This window comes from Dactylosporangium sp. NPDC049140 (genome assembly GCF_040648435.1).
Map to the genome: position 1 here is coordinate 28,799 of NZ_JBEZDS010000021.1, position 22,726 is coordinate 51,524.

General features: G+C 73.0%; 23 protein-coding genes and 1 pseudogene. 16 read left to right on the plus strand and 8 right to left on the minus strand.

The window, feature by feature from the left end:
* Positions 1–232 precede the first annotated feature (232 nt).
* Entirely contained in the window at positions 233–1,369 is a 1,137-nt protein-coding gene (locus AB0B76_RS29765; protein WP_360381712.1) for a geranylgeranyl reductase family protein, read from the minus strand.
* A 280-nt stretch (positions 1,370–1,649) separates the two neighbouring features.
* Between AB0B76_RS29765 and AB0B76_RS29770 the strand changes: the two genes are divergently transcribed.
* The 6 genes from AB0B76_RS29770 (at position 1,650) to AB0B76_RS29795 (ending at position 6,476) form a co-directional block, all read left to right on the plus strand.
* The gene (locus AB0B76_RS29770; RefSeq protein WP_360381714.1) at positions 1,650–2,675 is read left to right on the plus strand and encodes a hypothetical protein; all 1,026 of its coding nucleotides are present in this window, start codon (positions 1,650–1,652) and stop codon (positions 2,673–2,675) included.
* A 400-nt stretch (positions 2,676–3,075) separates the two neighbouring features.
* Positions 3,076–5,274 (plus strand): MMPL family transporter, encoded by a 2,199-nt coding sequence (locus tag AB0B76_RS29775; protein WP_360381715.1) that lies wholly within the window; start codon positions 3,076–3,078, stop codon positions 5,272–5,274.
* A gap of 22 nt (positions 5,275–5,296) precedes the next feature.
* Positions 5,297–5,446, plus strand: coding sequence for a hypothetical protein (locus AB0B76_RS29780; protein ID WP_360381716.1), 150 nt, complete (start codon positions 5,297–5,299; stop codon positions 5,444–5,446).
* A gap of 7 nt (positions 5,447–5,453) precedes the next feature.
* Positions 5,454–5,828 (plus strand): flagellar assembly protein FliW, encoded by a 375-nt coding sequence (locus AB0B76_RS29785; protein ID WP_360381718.1) that lies wholly within the window; start codon positions 5,454–5,456, stop codon positions 5,826–5,828.
* Between the two features lie 82 nt (positions 5,829–5,910).
* Entirely contained in the window at positions 5,911–6,147 is a 237-nt protein-coding gene (gene csrA, locus AB0B76_RS29790; RefSeq protein ID WP_223098070.1) for a carbon storage regulator CsrA, read from the plus strand.
* Positions 6,148–6,314: 167 nt separating this feature from the next.
* Positions 6,315–6,476 (plus strand): hypothetical protein, encoded by a 162-nt coding sequence (locus AB0B76_RS29795; RefSeq protein ID WP_360381720.1) that lies wholly within the window; start codon positions 6,315–6,317, stop codon positions 6,474–6,476.
* Here the strand turns inward: AB0B76_RS29795 and AB0B76_RS29800 are convergent.
* Entirely contained in the window at positions 6,473–6,901 is a 429-nt protein-coding gene (locus AB0B76_RS29800; RefSeq protein ID WP_360381721.1) for a DUF5655 domain-containing protein, read from the minus strand. The two genes, AB0B76_RS29795 and AB0B76_RS29800, sit on opposite strands and share 4 nt — an antisense overlap.
* 181 nt (positions 6,902–7,082) lie before the next feature.
* Between AB0B76_RS29800 and AB0B76_RS29805 the strand changes: the two genes are divergently transcribed.
* From AB0B76_RS29805 to AB0B76_RS29820, 4 genes are all read left to right on the plus strand, one after another.
* A complete protein-coding gene (locus AB0B76_RS29805; protein ID WP_360381723.1) occupies positions 7,083–7,865 on the plus strand; it encodes a hypothetical protein in 783 nt (260 codons plus the stop codon).
* A gap of 112 nt (positions 7,866–7,977) precedes the next feature.
* Entirely contained in the window at positions 7,978–8,223 is a 246-nt protein-coding gene (locus tag AB0B76_RS29810) for a hypothetical protein (RefSeq protein WP_360381725.1), read from the plus strand.
* A 159-nt stretch (positions 8,224–8,382) separates the two neighbouring features.
* Entirely contained in the window at positions 8,383–9,777 is a 1,395-nt protein-coding gene (locus tag AB0B76_RS29815; RefSeq protein ID WP_360381726.1) for an RICIN domain-containing protein, read from the plus strand.
* Between the two features lie 238 nt (positions 9,778–10,015).
* Positions 10,016–10,342 carry an MmcQ/YjbR family DNA-binding protein gene (locus AB0B76_RS29820; protein WP_360381727.1) on the plus strand — a complete coding sequence of 109 codons (327 nt, stop codon included), beginning with the start codon at positions 10,016–10,018 and terminating at the stop codon, positions 10,340–10,342.
* Here the strand turns inward: AB0B76_RS29820 and AB0B76_RS29825 are convergent.
* The 3 genes from AB0B76_RS29825 to AB0B76_RS29835 form a co-directional block, all read right to left on the minus strand.
* Positions 10,243–10,923 carry a response regulator gene (locus AB0B76_RS29825; protein ID WP_360381728.1) on the minus strand — a complete coding sequence of 227 codons (681 nt, stop codon included), beginning with the start codon at positions 10,921–10,923 and terminating at the stop codon, positions 10,243–10,245. The two genes, AB0B76_RS29820 and AB0B76_RS29825, sit on opposite strands and share 100 nt — an antisense overlap.
* 122 nt (positions 10,924–11,045) lie before the next feature.
* A complete protein-coding gene (locus AB0B76_RS29830; protein WP_360381729.1) occupies positions 11,046–11,780 on the minus strand; it encodes an SRPBCC family protein in 735 nt (244 codons plus the stop codon).
* 140 nt (positions 11,781–11,920) lie between these two features.
* Positions 11,921–12,745 carry a proprotein convertase P-domain-containing protein gene (locus AB0B76_RS29835; RefSeq protein WP_360381731.1) on the minus strand — a complete coding sequence of 275 codons (825 nt, stop codon included), beginning with the start codon at positions 12,743–12,745 and terminating at the stop codon, positions 11,921–11,923.
* A 432-nt stretch (positions 12,746–13,177) separates the two neighbouring features.
* On the opposite strand from AB0B76_RS29835, the gene AB0B76_RS29840 reads away from it, so the two are divergent.
* Together AB0B76_RS29840 and AB0B76_RS29845 are read left to right on the plus strand one after the other, a co-directional pair.
* Complete coding sequence (locus AB0B76_RS29840; RefSeq protein WP_360381733.1) at positions 13,178–13,396, plus strand: hypothetical protein; 219 nt, start codon at positions 13,178–13,180, stop codon at positions 13,394–13,396.
* 59 nt (positions 13,397–13,455) lie between these two features.
* The gene (locus AB0B76_RS29845) at positions 13,456–13,764 is read left to right on the plus strand and encodes an EAL domain-containing protein (protein WP_360381735.1); all 309 of its coding nucleotides are present in this window, start codon (positions 13,456–13,458) and stop codon (positions 13,762–13,764) included.
* Here the strand turns inward: AB0B76_RS29845 and AB0B76_RS29850 are convergent.
* Positions 13,726–15,099 carry a diguanylate cyclase gene (locus tag AB0B76_RS29850; RefSeq protein WP_360381736.1) on the minus strand — a complete coding sequence of 458 codons (1,374 nt, stop codon included), beginning with the start codon at positions 15,097–15,099 and terminating at the stop codon, positions 13,726–13,728. The genes AB0B76_RS29845 and AB0B76_RS29850 overlap by 39 nt on opposite strands.
* Positions 15,100–15,233: 134 nt before the next feature.
* On the opposite strand from AB0B76_RS29850, the gene AB0B76_RS29855 reads away from it, so the two are divergent.
* A complete protein-coding gene (locus tag AB0B76_RS29855) occupies positions 15,234–15,467 on the plus strand; it encodes a hypothetical protein (protein ID WP_360381738.1) in 234 nt (77 codons plus the stop codon).
* A gap of 39 nt (positions 15,468–15,506) precedes the next feature.
* Entirely contained in the window at positions 15,507–17,036 is a 1,530-nt protein-coding gene (locus AB0B76_RS29860; protein WP_360381740.1) for an ATP-dependent DNA ligase, read from the plus strand.
* On the opposite strand, the gene AB0B76_RS29865 is transcribed toward AB0B76_RS29860, so the two are convergent.
* Positions 17,018–17,827, minus strand: a complete 810-nt coding sequence (locus AB0B76_RS29865; RefSeq protein ID WP_360381742.1) for an SURF1 family protein — start codon at positions 17,825–17,827, stop codon at positions 17,018–17,020. The two genes, AB0B76_RS29860 and AB0B76_RS29865, sit on opposite strands and share 19 nt — an antisense overlap.
* A 96-nt stretch (positions 17,828–17,923) precedes the next feature.
* Here AB0B76_RS29865 and AB0B76_RS29870 point away from each other — a divergent pair, with 96 nt between their 5' ends.
* A complete protein-coding gene (locus AB0B76_RS29870) occupies positions 17,924–21,577 on the plus strand; it encodes a cobyrinate a,c-diamide synthase (protein ID WP_360381744.1) in 3,654 nt (1,217 codons plus the stop codon).
* Positions 21,578–21,642: 65 nt separating this feature from the next.
* A complete protein-coding gene (locus AB0B76_RS29875; RefSeq protein ID WP_360381947.1) occupies positions 21,643–22,152 on the plus strand; it encodes a GNAT family protein in 510 nt (169 codons plus the stop codon).
* 104 nt (positions 22,153–22,256) lie between these two features.
* On the opposite strand, the pseudogene AB0B76_RS29880 reads toward AB0B76_RS29875, so the two are convergent.
* Positions 22,257–22,445: pseudogene (locus tag AB0B76_RS29880) on the minus strand (hypothetical protein); the annotation flags it as partial.
* Positions 22,446–22,726: the final 281 nt, after the last annotated feature.

Genomic DNA, 22,726 nt, shown 5'->3' on the forward strand with positions numbered 1-22,726 from the left:
GGGTCGCTCGCTCGCTCGGGTCGTGGCTTGCTCGGGTCGTGGCTTGCTCGCTCGGTCGTGGCTTGCTCGCTCGGGTCGCATGCTCGCTCGGGTCGCATGCTCGCTCGCTCGGGTCGCGGTTCGCTCGCTCGCGCGCGTGGCTCACGGCGATGGGGTAGGTGCTGTCGTCGTCGGCGGCGGGTGTCTGCCGCCGCCGCGGCGGTCACGGCCGCTCGGTCGCCGGGGCGCGCTGTCAGCGGCGGTTGATGGTGGCGGCTCGGGCGATCGCGGCCAAGGTGTACGGGGTCAGGCGCCCATCGCCCAGGCCGAGCTCGATCAGCGCGTCGAAGACCCGCTGGTCGCGGTCGGCGGCTCGGACGGCGGCGTCGACGACCCACTGGCGCTGGCTGAGGGCCGCGGCCACGCGCGAGTGGCGCAGGTGCGGGCCGAGACGGGCACGTAGGGCGCGGCGGTAGCGGCCGGCCGGGTCGTCGCGGTGGGCCGCGGCGGCGCCGGCCAGGGCGCCGGAGAGTACGGCGTAGAAGATGCCCTCGCCGGTGAAGGGGTTGATCAGGGAGAGGGCGTCGCCGGCCAGGAGGAGGCGGCCGCCGGCCGGGGGCGGGCGGTGCGTGGAGAGCGGGAGGTGGTGGGCGCGCAGGTTCGTGGCGGCCGTTGTGTCCAGGTCCGGGAGGAGCTCGGCCAGGCGGTCCAGGAGCCGGCGGCGCGACAGTGCCGGGCCGCGCAGGACCTCGCCGTAGCCGATGTTGGCGCGACCGTCGCCGATGGGGAAGGCCCAGGCGTACGCGGGCCAGCCCGACTTCGTGGTGACGATTCGCTGCTCCGGGGCCAGGTTCGGCGCGGGGGCGTAGCCGCGGATGGCCAGGGCCAGGTGGCCGGGGCCGTTGGGGGCGTGGCCCAGGGCCTTGCGGACCAGGGAGTACGCGCCGTCGGCGCCCACCACGGCGCCGGCGTGGATCTCGCCGTCGACGACGGCGTGGGTGCCGTGGTCGGCGACGCTGCGCACGGTGTGGCGGCGTAAGACCGCGCCGGCCCGAATCGCGGCCTCCACCAGGTGGTTGTCGAAGATCGTTCTTGGGATCGTGTACGCGGGGCGGGCATGTGGGCGGGCCACCGCGCCGCCGGACGGGCCGACCAGGTGCAAAGCCGGAATTGGCGCGAAATTTGCGGAAATGTCCGGCACGCCCAGATCTGTCAGGACGTCCAAGGCGTGCGGCGCTATGCCGTCGCCGCACGGCTTGTCGCGGGGAAAGTCCGATTTGTCCAGCAGGAGGACCGTCGCCCCCGACCTGCGGGCTGACAGGGCCGCCGCCGCGCCGGCCGGGCCGGCGCCGATCACGACCACGTCGTACCGATCTGTGCCGGTATCCATGGGCATGACACTGCCACACGCCACGCGGGGAGGAGTGATAGCGGCATGGCGGAACCAACCGGCCGTCCGTCCTGCGCAGTCCGTCGATTCGTCGCCCACGCGGGACGCACGGTGGTTCACGCCGGTTGCCGTGGATCGTTACGCTCGCGGCATGCCCTGCCCTACTTGTTACTTTCCGGGCAACGACCCTGCCGCCACGCAGTGTGCGCAGTGCGGTTCGGCGTTGACGCCCACGGCGGGCGCATACCCCGGCTCGCCCGTCGCCTATGACGTGCAGCCGATGTCCGACCAGGGTGCGATGCCGGCGCCCCCGGCGCAGTACCCGCCGGGCTATATCGCGCAGCCGCCGTTTCCCGGCCCTCCGGGCCAGTACCCGCCCGGTCCTCCGGGCCAGTACCCGCCCGGTCCTCCGGGCCAGTACCCGCCCGGCATTCAGGGCCAGTACCCGCCCACTAATCCCGTGCAGTACCCGCCCGCCAACCCGGGCCAGTACCCCTCCGGCGCCTACCCGCAGTACCCCACCGGCGGATACCAGCAGGTGCCGCCCGTCTCCGGCGCGCCCTATCCAGGGGTTCCGGTCTCGCCCACCCCGATCTCGGTAACGCCGATCTCCGGCTCGCCCCAGCCGGAGTACTACCAGCCGCTCAAGCCGTCCCGATCCCGCGTGCTGCTGCCGCTCACCGTCATCGTGGTCGTGCTCGTCATCGCCAGTACCGTCATCGCCGTCGTCAAGCTCACCGGCGGGCCGAGCGGCGGGGCGGTGGCAAGTCAGTCCTCCGACGCGCCGGGGCCGGGGCCGGTGCCCACCACGACGGCGCCCGGGCCGACACCGACCACGGCCGGGCCGACACAGCCGGCCGGCGACCCCAAGGCGCAGGCCGCGGCGGTCGACGCCTTGCTCGATGCGAGCATTTCCAGCCGTACGAAGCTCAACGCCGCGATCGACCTGGTGAACAACTGCACGTTGTTCGAGAAGGCGATCGGGGACATGCAGACCGTCGGCACCGAGCGGCAGTCCCAGATCGACAGCGTCAGCCGGTTCGACCTGTCGGCCATCCCCGAGGGCGAGCAGGTGCGCTCGATGCTCAAGGAGGCGCTCGGGTTCTCCCTCGCCGCCGACCGCAGCTTCGTGCCGTGGGGGCAGGCTCGGCAGTCCAGCGGGTGCAACGGCGGCGGGCAGGCCGACTACCAGGAGGCGCAGCGGCAGTCGCAGAACGCCAGCGACGCCAAGGGCCGGTTCCTGGGCGTGTGGAACCCCGTCGCGAGCCGCTACGGGCTGCGCACGCGGTCGTCCAACGACATCTAGGTGCCGTCCTCCGAGCGGCGCTGCGGGAACGGCCCACCCGCGACCGCCTCGGCGCGCAGCGGCTCGCCGGCGACGCGATCAGCAACGCCAGGAACAGCGTCGGGAACCGCGCCATGCCGAGCACCTCAGCCACCCACCAGGCTCAGCCGCTCACAGAGCATCGTGGTCCACTGGAACGGCTGTGTCACCGTCCATGGCGGTGCGGGATGAGCGATCCTTGCTCACTGGGGCCATCGGCCCGATACGCGCGATGTTGAGGCAGAACGGTGCTTTCCTCGGTTGCCACTCGGTGGCACCGTGTGGGCCCTGATACTCAGGGAAACCCCCGGTTCGCGGATCCGGGTGCGGGGCGGGTGCAGCCCGGATGTCCGCGGCCCGCCGGATCCATAGCGTCGACGGCGTGGAGAAGAGACCAGTCACCGTTCGCGTCGCCCGCTGGAGTGCCGAGCACCCGTGGCGCGCCATTGCTCTGTGGGTCGTGTTCGTCGCCGTCTGCTTCGTCGGCGGGAGCATGGCCGGTACCGTCGAGGCCACCAACCGCGACCAGGCCATCGGCGAGTCCGGCCGGGCCGACGTCATCGTCGACGACGGCCACTTCGACAACCCGGCCGCCGAGAGCATCCTCATCACCGCGCGCACCGGCGCGCTGGACAACGACGCGGCGATGCGCGCCGCGGCCGACGTCAAGACCGCGATGCAGGCGCTGCCCGACGTCGCCGAGGTCGCCGACCCGCTGCCGTCGCACGACAAGAGCGCCCTGATGGTCCGGGTGACCCTGAAGGGCGACCCCGACACAGCTCAGGACCGCCTCGCCCCGCTCGTCGCGGCGACCGCCGACGTCCAGCAGCGCCACCCGGACCTGCGCGTCGAGGAGACCGGCGGTCCGTCCATCTCCAAGGCGATGGACGACACCCTGGGCAAGGACTTCCAGCGCGCGGAGTACCTCAGCCTGCCCGTCACCTTCGCCATCCTCATCGTCGCCTTCGGCGCACTCATCGCGGCCGGCGTGCCCGTGCTGCTCGCGCTCTCCTCGGTCGCGGCCGCCCTCGGCCTCTCGACCCTCGCCTCGCACCTGGTGCCGTCGACCGACACCACCTCCAGCGTCATCCTGCTCATCGGCATGGCCGTCGGCGTCGACTACTCCCTGTTCTACCTGCGCCGCGAGCGCGAGGAACGGGCCCGCGGCCGCAAGCACCTCGACGCGGTCGAGATCGCCGCGGAGACCTCCGGGCACGCCGTCGTCGTCTCCGGCATCGCCGTGACGATCGCCATGGCCGGGCTCTTCCTCGCCGGCGACGTTGTCTTCTCGTCCCTGGCCATCGGCTCCATCCTCGTCGTGCTCGTCGCCGTGCTCGGCTCGCTGACCGTGCTGCCGGCGCTGCTGTCGAAGCTCGGCCGCTGGATCGACCGGCCCCGCGTGCCGCTGCTGTGGCGCCTGACCCGCCCCCGCACCGATGAGAAGGGTTCCCGAGTCTGGTCGGCGATCCTGCGCCCGGCCCTGCGCCGGCCCGCCGCGACGCTCGCCATCTCGGTGCTGGCCCTGCTGGCGCTGGCCGCGCCGGCGCTGAGCATGCGGCTCACCTTCCCCGGCATGGAGGACCTCCCGCGGACCACGCCGGCGATGCAGGCGTACGACCGGCTCGTGAAGGCGTACCCGAGCAACGGCACGACGCACACCGTCGCCGTGCGGGTCCCGGCCGGGCAGGCGGACAACGCGAAGGCCGCGCTGACCCAGCTGGCCCAGAAGGCGGCGGCCGACCCGCTGTTCGCGCCGCTGGACCAGGAGCCGCAGATCGAGGTGTCCGCGGACGGGCGGGTCGCCGTGCTCGACGTCGCCACCCCGTTCGAGGGCCGCTCCGAACAGGCCCGGGAGTCGCTGACCCGGCTGCGCACCCAGCTCGTGCCGCAGACCCTCGGCGCGGTCCCCGGCGCCGAGACCGCCGTCGGCGGGTTCGTCGCGGCCGACGTCGACTACGCCGACCACGTCCAGCAGAAGCTGCCGCTGGTGATGGGTTTCGTACTCGTACTGACCTTCATCGTCATGGCGTTCACGTTCCGCTCGGTGGTCGTCGCGCTGACCTCCATCGCGCTGAACATGCTGTCCGCGGCCGCCTCCTACGGCCTGGTGGTGCTCATCTTCCAGGGCACCTGGGCCGAGGGCATCCTCGGCTTCAAGTCCATGGACGCGGTCGTGTCCTGGCTGCCGCTGTTCCTCTTCGTGGTCCTCTTCGGCCTGTCGATGGACTACCACGTCTTCGTCGTCAGCCGGATCCGCGAGGCGGTCCGCCGGGGCCTGACCACCCGCGAGGCGGTCGCCCAGGGCATCTCCGGCTCGGCCGGCGTGGTCACCAGCGCGGCCGTGGTCATGGTGGCCGTCTTCACCATCTTCGCCACGCTGAGCACCATCGACATGAAGCAGCTCGGCGTCGGCCTCGCCGCGGCCATCCTGCTCGACGCGACGATCATCCGGGCGGTCGTACTGCCCTCGCTGATGACCCTGCTCGGCGACGCCAACTGGTGGGCGCCGCGGTTCATGCGCCCGCGGCCCAAGCCGCAGCACGCGCTCGCCGAGGGCGAGCGGGTTTTCCTAAAGGTGTGATTCGGGTGCCGATGGGGCCGGTGTGCGCGACAACACACGCCGGCCCTGTGCGGCCGCCATCCTGCCCTCCCGGCGCTGCGTCACCCTGGCCCGCCCGGTCGCGGCGCGGGGCTGGGACGTGCTGACGATCGAGCCGGACCGGGGCCCGGCGCTCCTGCTCCAGTCATCGTGAGGAATCTATGAGCGTCGCGACCGTTGACAACCCGGAGACGACCACGCTACCGGTGATCGACTTCGTCGCGCCGATCCCGGGCTTCCCGGAGGACCGCCGCTTCGTGCTCGTGCGCCTCGACGACGCCGGCGTGCTGTTCTCCCTCAAGTCGGTCGACTCGGACGGGCTGCGCTTCCTTGTGGTACCGCCGACGCAGTTCTTCCCCGACAACGAGGCCGACCTGCTCGTGCTGCTGGTGGTCACGGCCGGCGACAGCGGGGCCGAGGACGCCACCGCCAACCTGATGGCCCCGATCGTGCTCGACCAGCGCAGGCGCCGCGCGGTGCAGCTGATCCTGAGCCACAGCGGCCTTCCGGTGCGGCAGAAGCTCATGGTCGCCTGAACGGGGTGGCGCCGGGCATACCGGCCCGGCGATGCCGACAATTCGGCTACTGTTCGCCTATCGCCCAGCGAAGGAGCGGCTTGTGCTCGTCCTGACCCGACGTCCCGGGGAAAGCGTGATGGTCGGTGACGACGTCGTCGTCACCGTGCTCGACGTGCGTGGCGACGTGGTGCGGCTGGGCATCAAGGCGCCCCGCAGCATCCAGGTCCACCGCGAAGAGGTGTACCGCGAGCTGCAGAAGGCCAACCGCGAGGCCGCCTCGCCCAGCGACGTGGCGGTGCGGGCGCTGAGCCGGATGCTGCGAACCGAACCCAAGTAGCAACATCGCGGGCACCGCCACCCGCAACAGCAAGGAGGCGGGCACCTCGCTCACCGCGGCCCAGTCCCTCGCGGGCATGGCCGAGCGGATGAACGGCCTGGTCACACGGTTCAGGTTCTGAGCGCGTTCGTCCGCGTCGGCCCGGCCGAAGATCGGAGAACGGTGGCATGGCCCAGGTCGACGCGCCGCCGAAGTCCATTGTGGAGCGCCACTGCGGCCGGATCTGGGCCGCGCCCGCGCCCGGCGAGGGCACCGTGGTCACGTGCCTGCTGCCGTGGACGGGCGCGGCCCGCGCGGACAGCACGGACCGCACCCACGCATTGGACTAGATGTGGCCGGTTGCAGCGTCCTCGTACGCCTCGGCGAGCCAGCCGTGCAGCCGCTCGTCGACCTGGCCGCCGCCGGTGAGGCGCACGACGTTGACGAACCGCTCGCGGCCGATGGCGTAGTGCCGCACGACCCGCGCGTCGCCCTCGATCCTTCGGGGGAGGTAGAGCTCGACGGAGAGGGCGCGGGCCATGGGCCGGACCTCGGCGAGCTTGCGGTCGGCCTTCAGGAAGACGCCGACCTTTACCGCGTCCTCGTGCACCGGCCCGAGCTCGGCGAGGAACGCGAGGATGGCGTCGTAGGCGGCGCGCTGGTACGCCGGCCGTCCTTCGAACGTCTCGTCCACCGTGCCCCCAGGCACGCACACGTGGCCCTGCCGGGCCTTGTCGAACTCCCGCTCGCACTGCGGGCACACCCACCGCGCCATGGACCGATTGTGCCGGGTGCGGCGCGCCCGCGAACTATCGCCGGACGGCGACGTTCACCCGGCGGGCCGGTGCCGGGTGGGTGTCGAACGGGCGCAGATGGGCAGCTAGCGGGCCATGGCGTCGCGGGCGCATTTGCCGAAAGTCACCCCTGCGGGGGGTTGCGCGGATCAGAATGGATTCGTGCCGAAGATCGACACTGGTCTGGCGGTGGTCCTGCGGGCCCTCCTTCCGCTGGTGCTCTGCGCGGCCTGGCTGGTGGGCGAGCCGCCCCCCGTTGTGCAGACCGCCCAGTTCGCCATCGTGATCCCGGGCCCGCCGACCGGGCAACTCGCCGAGGCGGCCCTGGACAGCCGTCGCTGCGCCGACCCGGCCGGGACCTGGCTGGGCATGCGCTGGCGCAACGAGCTCAAGTGGCGCGTCAACGAGCAGACCATCCCGGCGTACCTGGGCGACCGCGCGGCCGTCGTCAACGCCCTGCGCAGCGCGGCCTACACGGTCGACACCGGGCGCAACGACTGCGGCCTGCCCGAGAACCTGGGCATCTCCGAGTCGTACGAGGGCAAGACCGACCACATCGCGGGGGTCACGCCCACTGGCGGCTGCGGCGAGCGCGACGGGCACAACGCCGTGTCGTTCGGCCCGCTCAACCAGGGGCTGCTCGCGGTCACGTGCATCTGGTGGTACGGCGGGAAGGACAACGGCCGCAGCGTCGAGGCCGACATCCTGATCGACGACACCGAGGGCCTGTTCTTCCTGAACACCCCGCCGGCGTGCGGCAGCCGCTGGGACCTCGAGGGCACCGTCACGCACGAGTTCGGCCATGCCTTCGGGCTCGGCCACGTCGCGTACGCCCAGCACGCCGCGCTCACCATGACCGACGGGCTGCCCGACTGCTCCACCGCGTACCGGGGCCTGGGCCTCGGCGACTACCTGGCGCTCAAGCAGCAGTACGGCACCAACTGAACCGGCTCGTGCCGCAGGGCTCCGGCGCGCTCGAGCGCCTGCGCGCCCTGGGTGTCCGCGTGGGGCTGGCAACGGTCGTGCACCCGGCGAGGAACGAGGCACGCAACGCCGGTTGACGATCTGCAGGGCGAGCGGGCAGTACCTGCGCGGAAACGTGCGCCGCAGCGCGCAGTGGGACCGCCCCCGCCCCGGCCGCGCCGGCCGCGCCCGTGGCCGCGGTGCCGGCCGGCCCACCGGCACCATGACCAACGAGCAGTTCCTGGCCGCCTCGATCCCGGCCGCCCAGCAGAGCCAACGCGACACGAGGGTGCCGGCGTCGGTGACCCTGGCGCAGGCGATCCACGACCTCAGTGTGTGACCTGGTCGAACTGCGGTCAGTAAACAAAGTTAAACAATTCATAGTTGGACATTGTTCGATGGCTGGCCGGTGGGACACACTGGGCGCTCCTGACCCGTCCGCCAACGGGAGATGCCCATGTTTCGATTGTGGTTCCAGCCGAGGCGCAGGGTTCTGGTCATGCTGGCCGGGGCTCTGCTGGTTGTCGGTGTCGGTACGGCGCCTGCGTGGGCGCAGCAGCAGGGGCCGCCGGATCCGGTGGTTCCGGCGAATGACGGTGCGCGGGGTTTGGACTATGACGGGTTCAAGGTCGGTACCGGGCGGTGTAAAGGCCTGTTCGAGGTGCGGAGTGTGCCGGGGGCGTGTACGCACGGGCCGGATGCGGCGTTCGCCGGGTCCGATGTGCGGCGGTCGGTGGCGCCGTTGGCCGCCACGGTGGCGGCGGTGCCGGCGGGTGTCGTGTGTGATGGTGATGGGCAGTCCGGGAACCGGGTGCAGGTGTTGTATGTGCACGGTTCGGGGAACGCGGACCGGTACGGGCAGTATCTGGCGTCGATCCGGACGTGGACGTCGGGTGTGGACGATATTTACAGTGCCAGTGCGGCGCAGACGGGTGGGGTGCGGCATATCCGGTTCGTGACGGATGGTGCGTGCGCTGTTGCGGTGGCTGATGTGGCGATCGCGAACGGTGCGTTGAGTGATTTCGGGAACTCGGTCAATGCGGTCAAGGCGGTGGGGTACAACCGGACCGACCGGAAGTATCTGATGTATGTCGACGCGACCGCGTTGTGTGGGGTGGCGTATGTGACGTTGGATGACCGGCCGGGGCAGGACAACGCGAACAACTCGGGGGCGAGTTTTTCCCGGGTGGATTCGGGGTGCTGGGGTTCGGGGCCGGCCGCGCATGAGTTGACGCATGCGATGGGTGCGGTGATGTCCAGTTCGCCGAACCACACGGCGTATGGGCACTGCACCGATGATTACGACATCATGTGTTACAACGACGGGCCGGGGACGGTCCTGCGGGTCGTCTGTGGTGACCAGGCGCAGGACAACCGTCTGGACTGCAACAAGGACGACTACTTCAACACCAGCCCGCCCGCCGGGTCGTACCTCGCCACCCATTGGAACACGGCCAACAACCGGTTCCTGCTCACCAGCGGCGGAACCGGCGGCGGAGGGGCGAAGACGGGTCCGGTGACGCTCGTGCAACTGGGCAAGTGCGTCGACGTGAACAACTCGGGCACCGCCAACGGCACGAAGATCCAGGTCTGGGGCTGCAACGGTACCGGCGCCCAGCAGTGGACCTTGCCGGGTGACGGGACCGTCCGCGCGCTCGGCAAGTGCCTCGACGTGACGTCGGCCGGCACCGCCAGCGGCACGAAGATCCAGCTGTGGGACTGCAACGGTACCGGCGCGCAGCAGTGGACCTACGTGTCCGGCACGCAGGCGCTGCGGAACCCGGCGTCGGGGCGCTGCCTCGACGACCCGAACAGCAGTACCGCCGATGGCACCCAGTTCCAGATCTGGGACTGCAACGCCACCAACGCCCAGCGCGTGACCGTCCCGGCGTAGAACGGGAAACGGCCCGGCTCCAGGGGAGGAGCCGGGCCGTTCGTCCACGCCCCCGCCAGGCGGCGTCCGCCGAGACGAGCAGGCCCTGGTTGACCGCGGCCATGAGCGCCTGCGAGCGGTTGTTCACGCGCAGCTTGCTGTACGAGGGCTGCAATGGACCTGCGCTCGGCGGCACCCGTGCTGCACCGGATGACAATCGGACACCGGCTGACGCTCGTCCTCATCTAGGGTGAAGCGCATGACCGATGTGGTGACACGGGTCCGCGCGATCTGCCTCGCGCTGCCCGGCGTGACCGAGCACGTCAGCCACGGCACGCCCCTGTTCAAGCGCGGGCGGAAGGCGTTCGTGCAGGTCTGGCCGGACGGTCACCACCAGAACCGGTTCCCGCACCTGTGGGCGGCGGCCCCGGAGGGCGTGCAGGAGCTGCTCATCGAGCAGGATTCCGAGGTGTACTTCCGGCCGCCCTACGTCGGGCACCGGGGCTGGGTGGGCGTCGCGCTCACCGCGCCCGACTGGCAGGACGTGGAGGAGCGCATCGACTCGGCGTACGAGTCGGTCCGCTGAGCAGCGCCGGACCGATCTGTTCGACCGGCTTGGGCAGCGTCACGCGCAGGATTGCAGCGGGCGGGGAGGGCGATCCGGACGGTCACGCCCGGTCGGCCGGCCGACGTGACCATCGCGCCGCCGTGCCGGGCCGCGATCTCCCGGTCGAGCATGAGGGCCAGGGCGCCGGTGCGGTGCTCGCCGGGCTGCTCGTTGTGCAGGATGCGCATCGACAGTAGCCGCTCGGGGTCGGCGCCGAGGTCCGCGACGACGGCGTCGGCATCGGCGCCGAGGAGCGGCCGCAGCTGTTCACGCGCTTCTTCCGCGGCACCTTCGCGGTAGTCGTCCGCGCCGGCCCCGAAGCCGACCTCGACGTCGCCCTCCTGGGCACGCGCGGTCAGCAGGATGATCGGCAGCGCCTTGGTGCCCTGCTCCTGGCGCAGCTGCCGGCAGACGTCGATGCCGGACATGCCCGGCATCATGACGTCGAGCACCACCAGGTCCGGAGGGTTCTCGGTGAGGGCGGCGAGGCCGTTGTCGACCGCCACCACCTCGTAGCCCGCCTGCTCCAGCTTGAAGGCGACGAGGTCCCGGATGTCCATGTCATGGGTCCGCTCGCTCCTCTCAACCGGTGCGATTCAGATCATATGCGGCTTTCGTAGGTATATCTGCGGGATGGCCAAAGGGCGCCGGTCGGTCGGCCGACGCCCCTGGATGCGCGGTCCTAGAAAGGCTGCTGCGGCGTGGGCCGGGTGCGCGAGGCCCGCTCCGGGCCGTGGTGCGCGCCGAGGTTGCCGCTACTGGGCAGGGGTTGCGCGGGCCGCTCGTTGGCCGCGTGCGCGGGCTTTTCGCCGGTCCCGGGCGTCCCCGGCGCGATGCCCTGGGCTGGTGCGACGCCTCGCGCGACCGCACCCGGGCCGGGCCGGGCGCCGGGCATGTTCGCCGGCGACGGCCTGATCTCCCGCGTGGCCGCGCTGCCGCTCCCGGTGATGGTGGTGTTCGCGGTCGTGTTCATCGCGTTTGTCGCGTTCATCGCGCGAGGCCCGGCCGACTCCTCGCAGAAGCGCTTGAAGCCCTTCAGGTCGGCCTTGAGACGGTGGTTGAGCACCTCGACCGCGTGCTCCTCGGCCGGCATCAGCTCGCGCGCGTCGATCTGCAGCTCGGCGATGACCCGGGTCATGTCCCCGGCCATCGGCTCCAGCCGCAGCGTCTCGATGACCTGCGGGCCGTCCATCGCCTCCCAGCACAGGAACTCGTCGGTGCGGCTCTCGGTGATCCGCGCGTCGAACTCGGCCCGGTTGCCGCCGATGTCGAGCACCATGTGCGCGGTGGACGCGTCGATCGGCGCCATGCTCATGACGCTGGACATGAACTGCGGATAGTTCTCGAAGTGGGCGAGCTGCTCGTAGGCCACTGCCACCGGTACGGCCACCTCGATCGAATCTCGGGCGGTGCTCATGGTGGTCCCCCTTGCCGTCGGAGCCTGATGATTGCCCACACCGTACGGCCGATTCGCCCCTTTTGCGGGTGATTCCGGGGAATGGTCGGAGACGCCGGAAAGCCCCCGCCGAGATGGCGGGGGCCTCTGGTGTGGATGGGTCAGACGGTGAGGGTCCAGCCGGTCAGGGTGCCCGCGTCGCCCGCGAAGACGTCCTTGACCTGCAGCGTCCAGATGCCGTTGAGGTCCACCGTGTAGGTCGCGGTGCCGAAGGCCACGTCGTCGGCGGAGATCGAGCTCTTGACCTTGTAGTCGGTGCCGTCCGGGGCGATCAGGTCGCCGCGGTCGAGGTGGGCGATCGCGACCTTGACGGTGGCGGTCCTGGACGCGGTGCCGGCGCAGTTGGCCACGGTCACCTTGCTCGCGACGGTGGCGCGGTCGGCGATCGCGACCGGCGTGGTGCTCACGGCCGGGGTGCAGGTCGCCGGGGTGCTCGGCGTGGTCGGGACGGCGGGGGTGGTGACCAGAGGGGTCGCCATCGAGGTGCCGCTCATCTTCTGCGTGCCGGTGTACGACGCGTTCGACGCAGCACCAGGAAGAACGGCTTGGCCGCTCAGGCTCTTCTCGAGCCACGCGGTGTCGGCGACGCGGCTGAGCGTCAGCGTGCCGGGCAGGTTGCCCGAGTCGCGGGTCAGGGTCACCTTGGTGCCCTTGACCGTCGCGCCCGAGGCCGGCGTGGCGACCTTGAACTTCAGGAAGCCGATCATCTGGTCCCCGCCCTGGCGGCCGGCGACGACCGTGGGGGAGGCGCCGAACTTGTACGTCGGGCGGGCGCTCGAGCTGTAGGTGTCCTCCGCGGCGCCCGAGCGCACAACGCCGGTCGTCTCGGCAGCGGCGGCAATACCGCTGTGCACCGTGGCGCCGATTCCGGCACCGATGGCAAGCGCGCCGATCGGCATGAATGTGCGGGCGTTACGGGGAAACATCTATTGGGGCCCTTCCGTGGCTGGCGAATCCTGTGGAGCAGGTTCTGCATCCGGCGTTGTCATCCGGACCTCCACAAGATTCGGCAGTCGGGGTTACACCCCCGGTTCGCCGGAAGTTGCCGTTCGGGGGTGCACCGGCCGGTCGATGTGTCCACAGTGGATTCGCCGCGCTCGGGCCGCGCTCAGGACCGCCGTCGGCGACCTCGCCGGAGGCCTGGTGTCGAAACGTTGCCGGGCGGGTATGCGAATTGCCCGCGTGATGCATCGGACGATCGGACAGGAGTGGCAACCGAGCGGTGACCGAATGCCAACGCATCTGAACTAGGCGCTCAAATCCGACGAACGTAATGTTGGTTAGGTACGGCGCAACTCCCGGATAAGCCTCAAAACGGACCGCACATACCCCGTCACGATTTTTCGAGGAGACTTGAGATGACCCCGATGCTGATCTCGCGCCCGGCCGTTCACGTCGTCCCCGAGCTGGCGGGCGAGCGCTGCGACAGCTGCAACGCCGCGGCCAAGGCCGTCGTGACCTTCGCGAACGCCGGCGACCTGGCGTTCTGCGGGCACCACGCGAAGAAGTTCGCCGACCGAATCACCGCTACGGCCGACAAGGTCGTGGTGGAGGAGGGCTTCGACTGGCGGAACTGAGCCACCAGGCAACCGGCGGGGCGTCGCGGCATTGTGGCCGCGGCGCCCCGCTGTCGTTTGTGCCGCCTGGGGGCGACGCGGGGCTGGCGCTGCAGGCGGCCAAGGACGGCGGCAAGGACCGTATCGACCGGACCTTCGTCGCCACCGCGGTCGACACGACCCTCATGCGCGCGATCCTGCAGCTGGCCGGCGGGCTGTCGCTGCAGACCGTCGCCGAGGGCGTGGAGACCGAGGAGCAGGCGGCCACCCTGCGCGCGCTCGGCTGCGAGTACGCCCAGGGCTTCCTCTTCTCCCGCCCGGTGCCGCCGGCCGACCTCGACGCGCTGCTCTCAGGCCGCCTCGAGCTCGGCGCGGCGCGGGCGGGGTAGCGGGACGGGCCACTCGTCGGTCACGGGCTCGTCGTGCTTGGCCGCGCCGGGGGAGATGGCCACATCCGCGGCTGCCGCGCGCCGGTCGACAGGCGCGGTCGCGTTCGCGGCGTTCGCGGCGGCCCAGTCGCGCGGGGCGCCCGCCGGTGGCCCGCCGACGGCCTCCGCGGCCCGGTCGCGGGCGGCGCGCGCGGGCGGCGTGTCCATGGCGTCTGCGGCGCGGTCGCGAACGGCGGTCTCGGCGCCGCCGGCCCGGTCGCGCGTGGCGGCCTTGGCCTCTGCGGCTCGGCTGCGCGTGGCGCCCTTGGCGCCCTTGGCGCCGTTGGCGTCTGCGGCGCGGTCGCGCGTGGCGCCCTTGGTGCCGGCGGCGCGGTCGCGCGTGGTGGTCTCGGCCTCTGCGGCTCGGCTGCGCGTGGTGGTCTTGGCGCCGGCGGCGCGGTCGCGCGTGGCGGGCCTGGCTGCGAAGGCCCGGTCGCGCGTTGTTCCGGGGCGCGGCGCCGGGGTGGCGGCGACCACGCGGTCGCGGCCCGCGCGCTTGGCGGCGTAGAGGGCGCGGTCGGCCAGGGGAATGAGCTCGTCGGGGCTTGTGGTGTCGGTGGGCAGCACGGCGGTACCGGCGGAAATTGTCACGACGCGAACCGCGCCGCCGCCCAGGTCGACCGCGGTCGCGCCGATCGCCGCGCGCAACCGGTCGGCCAGGCGGGCCGCGTGCGGGGCGTCGGCGTCGGGGATGAGCAGGGCGAACTCCTCGCCGCCGTAGCGGGCGACGGTGACGCCGGGGCCGGCCGCCTCCCGCAGCCGGTGCGCGACCGCGCGGAGGACCCGGTCGCCGGCCGGGTGGCCGAAGGCGTCGTTGATGCGCTTGAAGCGGTCGATGTCCAGCAGCAGCACGGCCACCGGGCGCCCGCGCCGCAGCCCGTGCAGGCGCTCCTCGAACGCGCGGCGGGTGCACAGCCCGGTCAGAACGTCGGTCGCGGCGATGCGGCGCTGGTCCGCGACGAGCCGGGCCATCCGCCCGAGGACCAGCAGGAACACCAGCGCTCCGGCGATCGCGGCCGGCGGCACGTCGCGCATTTGATTTTGGGTGTACCGCACGAGCAGTACACCCGGAGCCACCAGCGACACGAGAACCAGCGTGGCCGGGCCGGCGGCTCGGGCGACCGGAAGCCGGCGCAGCCACGGGTGCAGCGTGATCACGGCGAGCAAGGTGGCGAGCGCCGCCGGCACCGCACGCGGGCCTGGCAGGTACACCCAGCTCAGCAGGCCCGTGACGACCGCCGCGACCCCGGCGTCGAGCGCCGCCGGGCCGAGCCTGTGATCACGGAACGTATTCACTCCACTATTTTCCGTCATCTCGTCAAGGATCGCCAGGTTGTGTCGCCGGACCGATACCACCCGGTCTGCACCTGTCCCGGACCGCCCGTGCTCTGGCGGAGGCGTGGACCGGGTTCAGGCGAAGGGAGCAAGTCATGACGCCACAGCTGCTCGAACACGTCCGCGCCGACGCACTCTTCGTGTCGGACGTGCAGTCCTCGGACACGCTGGACCCCGAGCGCATCCGCCGGGCGGTCATGCTCAGCGTGTGCCGGCACGGGCCCCACGGCTGTGCGGCGCTGGTCGCCCACGAGTTCGGCGAGCACCCCGACATCGCCGTGAGCCGGATGGGCTGGGTGCTGGACTGCATCCGCCGCGCGATGGTCTGAGCCGGGTTTTTGTCGTACCCCTGGGCGAGAATCCGGGGTATGCGATTCGAGCAGCTGGCCGAGGTCTCCGGGGCGGTGGCGGCCACCCCCGCCCGCAACGCCAAGATCGAGCTTCTGGCGGCCGCCCTCCGCGACCTGGCCGCCTCCGGCGACGAGCGCACGGTCTCGGCCGGGGCCGGGTATCTCGCGGGTGAGCTGCGCCAGCGCCAGACCGGGGTCGGGTATGCCAGCCTGCGCGACCTGCCGCCGCCCGCGACCGGCGCGTCGCTGAGCGTCGCCGAGGTCGACCTCGCCTTCGAGCGCATGGCCGGGCTGGCCGGCAAGGGCTCCCAGGCCGCGCGCCGGGCCGAGGTCGCCGCGCTCTTCGGCGCCGCCACCGAGCCCGAGCGCCGCCTGCTGGTCGGGCTGCTCAGCGGCGAACTGCGCCAGGGCGCCCAGGCCGGGCTCCTCGCCGACGCCGTCGCCCGGGCCGCCGGGATCCCCTCCGCCGCCGTGCGCCGCGCCCTGCTGCTCGCCGGCGACCTCAAGGCCGTCGCCGCCGACGCGCTGCTGCACGGGCCCGAGGCGCTCGACGCCTACCGGCTCACCGTCGGGCGGCCGCTCGCCCCGATGCTCGCCTCCAGCGCCCCCGACGCCACCGAGGCGCTCGCGGCCACCGGCACACCGGCCGCGGCCGACATCAAGATCGACGGGGTGCGGATCCAGGTGCACCGGGACGGGGACGCGATCTCGGTGTACAGCCGCAGCCTCGACGACATCACCGCCCGCGTGCCCGGGGTGGTCGCGGCCATCGCCGGGCTCGGGGTGTCCTCGGTCGTGCTCGACGGGGAGGCGGTCGGCGTCGACCCGGGCACCGGCCGGGCGATCCCGTTCCAGGAGACGTCCAGCCGGGCCGCCCGGCGCGACGGGGTGTCGATCCTGCAGCCGTACTTCTTCGACGTGCTCCACCTCGACGGCGAGGACCTGCTCGACCGCCCGGCCGGGGAGCGCTGGGCGGCCCTGGAACGGGTCGTGCCGGAGCCGATGCGGGTCGGGCGCACCGTGGTCGACTCGCCCGAGGCGGCCGAGGAGGCGTTCGCCGCGGCGGTCGCGGCCGGGCACGAGGGGCTGGTGATCAAGTCGGCCGCCGCCCCCTACGACGTCGGTCGGCGCGGCGCGGCCTGGGTCAAGGTCAAGCCCCGGCACACGCTCGACCTCGTGGTGCTCGCCGTCGAGTGGGGGCACGGGCGGCGCCGCGGCTGGCTGTCCAACCTGCACCTGGGCGCCCGCGACTCCGCGACCGGCGGGTTCGTGATGCTGGGCAAGACCTTCAAGGGCATGACCGACGAGATGCTGCGCTGGCAGACGGAGAAGCTGCGGGCGCTGGCCGTCGAGGAGTCCGAGTGGGTGGTGAAGGTGCGCCCCGAGATGGTCGTCGAGATCGCCTTCGACGGGGTGCAGACCTCGCCGCGCTATCCGGGCGGGGTGGCGCTGCGGTTTGCGCGCGTGTTGCGGTACCGGGAGGACAAACGCCCCGACGAGGCCGACACGATCGACGCCGTCCGGGCGATTCACAAGGGGGCGTTGTGAACCGGCTCCTCCTCCTCGTCCAACTCCTCGTCCAGCAGGTTGTCCGGCCGCGGGCCGATCGCCTCCCGGCGCGCCAGGTAGCCGAAGCCGTAGAGGGTCATGGCCGCGAAGAGCCACCACTGCAGGACGTAGCCGGCGTTCTGCAGGGCGTTCTGCTTCTCGGCGGGCACGGCGGTGAAGCCGGCCGCGGGCTCGTCGGAGCTGACGTAGGCGTCGAAGAGCGCGTAGGGCACGGTCGGCGCGATCGCCGCGGGCGTGATCCGGCGGATCTCCGCGTGGCCGGCGACCTCCTGCGGGCGGCCGCCCCGGCTCTCCGACGGGCGCAGCCGGCCCGCGACGGTCACCGCGCCGGAGGGCGCGGCGGGCACGTCGGGGGCGGTCAGGGCGCCGGACGAGGCGGGCCGCACCCAGCCCCGGTCGACGAGCACCGCGGTGCCGTCGCGCAGCACGAGCGGGGTGAGCACCTCGAAGCCGACGGCGCCCTCGACCGTACGGCCGCGGACGAGGATCTCGTGCGCCGGGTCGTAGGTGCCGGTCACGGTCACCCGCGTCCACTCCGAGTGCTCCGCCGGCTCGGGCCCGACCGTCCCGGCGCCCGCCCGCGGTGCGCCGACGACGTCCGTCAGCGGCACCGGCGTCGCCGAGGTGCCGGCGTTGATCCGGGCGTTGATCTCCGCCCGCTGGTCGTAGCGGTCGAGCTGCCACAGGCCGAGCAGCACCATGACCGTCGCCGCGGCCAGGGTCAGCGCGGCGTAGCCGAGCCACCGGGGCGTCGCGAGAAACCGGTACACAACCATGCACGGTAGCCCGTCCAGTTCCGGACGGTCATGTTGGCGCCCGTTCGGTATCGTCCGGGACACACGTATGCCTCAGCGCCGGAGGAGCCCATGAGCACGATCCCGCGGCTGGTGATCAGCGCCCCGTCGTCCGGTCACGGCAAGACCGCCGTGTCGGTGGGGCTGCTCGCCGCGCTTTCCGCCCGTGGCTACCGCGCCGCCGGCTTCAAGATCGGGCCCGACCACGTCGACGCCGCCTACCTGGGCCTGGCCGCGGGCCGCCCGGGGCGCAACCTCGACCCGCGCATGGTGAGCGCCAAGCGGATGGGCCCGCTGTTCGCGCACGGGGCCGCGTCGCTGGACATCGCCGTGGTCGAGGGCACGATGGGTCTCTTCGACGGCCTCGCCGGGCGCACCGACAGCGAGTCGACCGCGCAGATCTCCGGCCTGCTGCGCGCGCCGGTGATCCTGGTCGTCGACGTCGGGGCGATGGGGCAGTCGGTGGCCGCGCTGGTGCACGGCTTCCGGGCCTACGACGAACTGCTCTGGCTCGGCGGCGTGATCCTCAACCGGGTCGCCTCCACCCGCCACGAGCAGCTGCTGCGGGAGGCCCTCGACGACATCGGGGTCCCGGTCCTGGGCGCCCTGCGCCGCCACGCGCTCACCGACGCCGGCGAGTCGGGGGCCCCGCTGCCCTCCCGCCACCACGGCGTCGCCCCGGTCGTGCACCACAACCTCGACGCCGTGCGGGCCGTGCGCCGCCTCGGCGAGGTCATCGCGGGCGCCGTCGACATCGACCGCACCATGGCCCTGGCCCGCTCCGCACCCCGGCTGACCTCCGACCCGTGGAGCGCGGAGGCCGAGATCGCCGCGGCCGCCGAGAGCCAGTCCCCGGTCGCCGCCACCCGCATCGGCCGCCGCCCGATCGTCGGCGTCGCGTTCGCCTACCCGGAGACCGCCGAGCTGCTCACCGCGGCCGGCGCCGAGGTCGTCCCGTTCGACCCGCTGCGCGACGAGGTCCTCCCGGCCGGCGTCGACGGCCTGGTCATCGGGGCCGCGCTGCCCGAGTCGTACGCGGAGGAGCTGACCTTCAACGGCCGGCTCCGCAGCGCCGTGGCCGCGCACGCCGCCGCGGGCAAGCCGATCGCCGCGGAGGGCACCGGCCTGGTCTGGCTCTGCCGCGACTTCAACGGGCGCCCGATGTGCGGGGTCGTGGACGCCTCGGCCCGCGAGACCGACCTCGTCGTGCTCGGCTACCGCGAGGCGACCGCCCGCTCCTCCTCGGTCCTGCTGCCCGTCGGCGCGCAGGTCATCGGCCACAAGATGCACCGCACGAGCATCACCCCGCGGGCCGGCCTGCAGGCCGCCTGGACCTGGGCCGGCGGCCCGGCGGAGGGCTTCGTGCAGCGCGGCGTGCACGCCTCCTACCTCGGCCTGCACTGGGCCGGAACGCCCGCGATCGCGTCCCGCTTCGTGGCGGCGGCCGGGGCCACGGCGGCGCCGGCTCCGGGGCAGTGGAGCACGCCGTCGGCCAGCCCGTACGGCCGGCCCTCCGTGCCCGTCATGAACTTCCCGACCGCGCCGGTGCTGCCCGCTGCGCCGATCACCGGGATTCCGGCGTCGGCCTCGGTCACCGCGCCGCCGGCCGCCGCGCTCGCCTCGTCTCCGGCCGGCGCGCTCGCCTCGTCTCCGGCCGGCGCGCTCACCTCGTCTCCGGCCGGCGCGCTCACCGCGTCTCCGGCCGGCGCCCTCGTCGCGTCTCCGGCCGCCGCCCCGGTCACCGGGCCGCCGGCCGCCCCTGTTGCCGGGTCTTCGGCGGCCGCTTCGGTCACCGCTCCGCCGGCTGCTGCCTCCGTGCTCAGCTCCGCGGCCGGTCCTCTGGCGGGTGCCTCCGCGGCCGGCTTTTCGCCGGGCGGCTCCGGGGCCGGGCCTGCGCCGGTCGCCTTGCACGGAATTTCGTCCGAGGGTGAGCCGCTGCCGCCCGGGGCGCTCAGTTACGCGGCCGACTACACGACGCCGGACGCGCCGGCGCCGAAACTGCCGGCCGCGATTCCGGGGTCGATCCTGGCCAGCCCGGGCGGGGCCGGGACCATCGCGGCGTCGGTGCCGGCGTCGGCGGGGACGCATCCGGCGGTGGGGGCGACGTACCGGTCTTCGGCTCCGGCCAGCGCGCCGACCTCGCCGGGGGCGTCTTCGCCGTTCGGGCCGGCGCTGGGGCCGGCCATGCCGGTTCCGTGGTCGTCGGCGACCGGGTCGGCGCCCGCCGGGGGTGCGGCGTCGTCGTCGGTTTCCGCCCCTGCGCCGTCGTTGGTCTCTGCTCCCGGGTCGGTTTTGTCGGTTTCGGGCCCTGCGGCAGCGTCGTCCGTTTCCGCCCCCGCGGCCGGCCCGTCCTCGGTCTCGGCTCCTCCGGCCGGGGTGCCTTCGGTCTCCGGTCCTCCCGCTGGGGTGCCTTCGGTCTCCGGTCCTCCGGCCGGGGCGTCGTCTGGCTTCTCCTCCGCGGCGGGATCGTTGCCGGGTGCGACGGCTCCGGTTTCCGGGGCGGCCGCGTCCGTGTCCGGTGCGCCCGCGGTGGCCTCGCCGACCGCTGAACCTGTCTCCGGGGCGAATGCCGACTCGGGGGACGTTTCGGGCAATTCGGGCGACGGGGATGGGTCCGAGGCTACGACGGTGCTGGCTGTTCCTGGCGCGACGGATGAGGCGAGCGTTGGGGTGCCTTCCGGGCCGAACGAGCCCGCGGGGGCGTCCGGGCTGCCATCGTCTGGGGTTGTGCCCGTCCAGTCTTCCGCCCGGCCGGTGTCGTCGCCGGCTCAGTCTGCGTCTTCGGCCGCCGCGCCCGTGTCCTCGCCCGCGCGCCCGGTGTCGTCGCCCGCTCATTCCGTGTCCTCGCCTGCCGCGCCCGTGTCTTCGGCTGCCGGGCCGGTGTCCTCGCCTGCCGGGTCCGTGTCCTTGGCGGGGGGTTCGGTGACGGGGCCGATCACCGCGTACGGGCCGGGGGCCGGTGCTCGGGGCGCCTCCGCCGCCGGTGTGCAGCCCGTCTCATCGCCCGTTGCCGGGCCGGTCTCCGGGGCGGCCGGGGGTGCCGGGCTCGTCGCGGGCGGGGCGGCCACGTCGGCCGCTATGCCGGTGTCCTCGGCGCCGATGCCGGTCTTCGCCGACCCGATGCCGCAGGCCTCGGCGCCCGTGTCGGCGGCGCCCGGCGGGGTGACCTCGATGCCGGCGGGGGAGTCGGAGGCGGTGCAGTCGGGGGAGGCGGGGTCGTACCCGTCGCAGGAGCGCCCGGGGGTCGAGATCGCGGAGCAGGCGCCGGTGTCGGCGCCGCCGGTCTCGGGGCCGCCCGCGGGTGGGCGCTCTGTCGGAACTTCGTCGATTCCCGCCGCGCCCGTGTCGGGGCCCGTGTCGGCGCCGCCCGGTTCGGTAGTGTCCGGTTCCGTGCCTTCTTCGCCAGTTTCGGGAACAGCGTCCGATCCATCCGCCGCCGCGATCTCCGCTCCGCCCCTCTCCGGTGTCGCCGGACAGGGCGCGCCCGGCGCTTCGAACGTGGGTGTCATCGGGGCCGGGGGTCGGGGCGCCGGTCACGTCGCGCCGGGTGTCCCAGGCGCCGTCGCTGGGCCGGGCGCCTCGGGGGCCGTGGCCGCGCCGGGTGCGGGGGCCGCGCCAGGGGTGTCCGGCGCCTCGGGTCTCGGTGCGCCGCGGGCCGACGGCGATACGGACGGTGACGGGGGCGGCGGGAAGCCGCCCGCCGGTGGGTCCAGCGAGGCGGCCTAGTGTCGACCTGGTCGGTGGCGTTGCGGCGCTTTCCATCGTTGCTCGTTGACACGCCGCGGCTCAGCGTGCGGCCGCTCTGTGCCGATGACGACAAGCGTGTCGGGGAGATTTTCGCCGACCGGCTCGTGCGGCGGTGGCTGCCCGTGGCGCAGGACGAGATCGAGGAGTTCGACGGGTACGCGTGGTGCACCGAGCTCGCGGTCGAGCGCCGCGACAGCGGGGCCGGGGACCACTACGGCATCGTGCGGCGCGAGGACGAGCGGCTCGTCGGGTGTCTCTGGACCAAGAACACCGACTGGCTGACGCGCTCGACCGAGATCGCCTACGCCGTGGCCGCCGACGCCCGGGGGTACGGGGTCGCGCCCGAGGCCGTCGACGTGCTCGCGCTCTCACTGCTGCTCGAGCACCGGTTCCAGCGCATCGAGCTGCGGGTCGCGCCCGGGAACGTGGCCTCGCGGCGGGTGGCGGAGAAGGCCGGGTTCACGTACGAGGGGCTGATGCGCAACGCCGGGTCGCTGGCCAGCGGGCGGGTCGACCTCGAGAGCTGGTCGTTGCTGCCCTCGGACATTCGGTAAGGGCGAGCGCTCCAGACCCGGCCGCGGGTGCGGGGCTTCGCGGCCGGTTTCCGGCCCACGATCTGCGGGCCGGGCGCCACGAAGCCGCGCACCGGCGTGCCCGCCAGGGCGTCGCGCATGGTCTCGGCCACCGTCTCGCGCGGCTTGCCCGCGTTGCCGGCGCCCACGCGGTGCACGGGATTGTCCGGGTCGGCGATGAAGCCGGCGACCGTGAGGCCCGGGGTCATGCCCACGAACCAGGCCGAACGGTCGTCGTCCGTCGTGCCGGACTTGCCGGCGATCGGGCGGCGTACCGCCGCGAAGACCCGCGACTGCGCGAGCATCGTGGTGCGGTCCGCGGCGTACACGTGCGTGGTCTGGGCCGGCCGGGACTCGCGCAGTGCCCCCGCGGGCATGGCCGGCTCGTCGGCGCCCTTCTTGGCCCCCATGCCGCCGATCGCCGCCAGCGGATAGATCAGCGCGGCCAGCGCCAGCCCGGCGATGAGGCCGGTTCGCAGGAGCGCGAAGAGGCCGCCGGCCACCCGCAGCGTGCGCGCGATCACATTCTTAAGCTCGGACAATTCGGGTCGCCGTA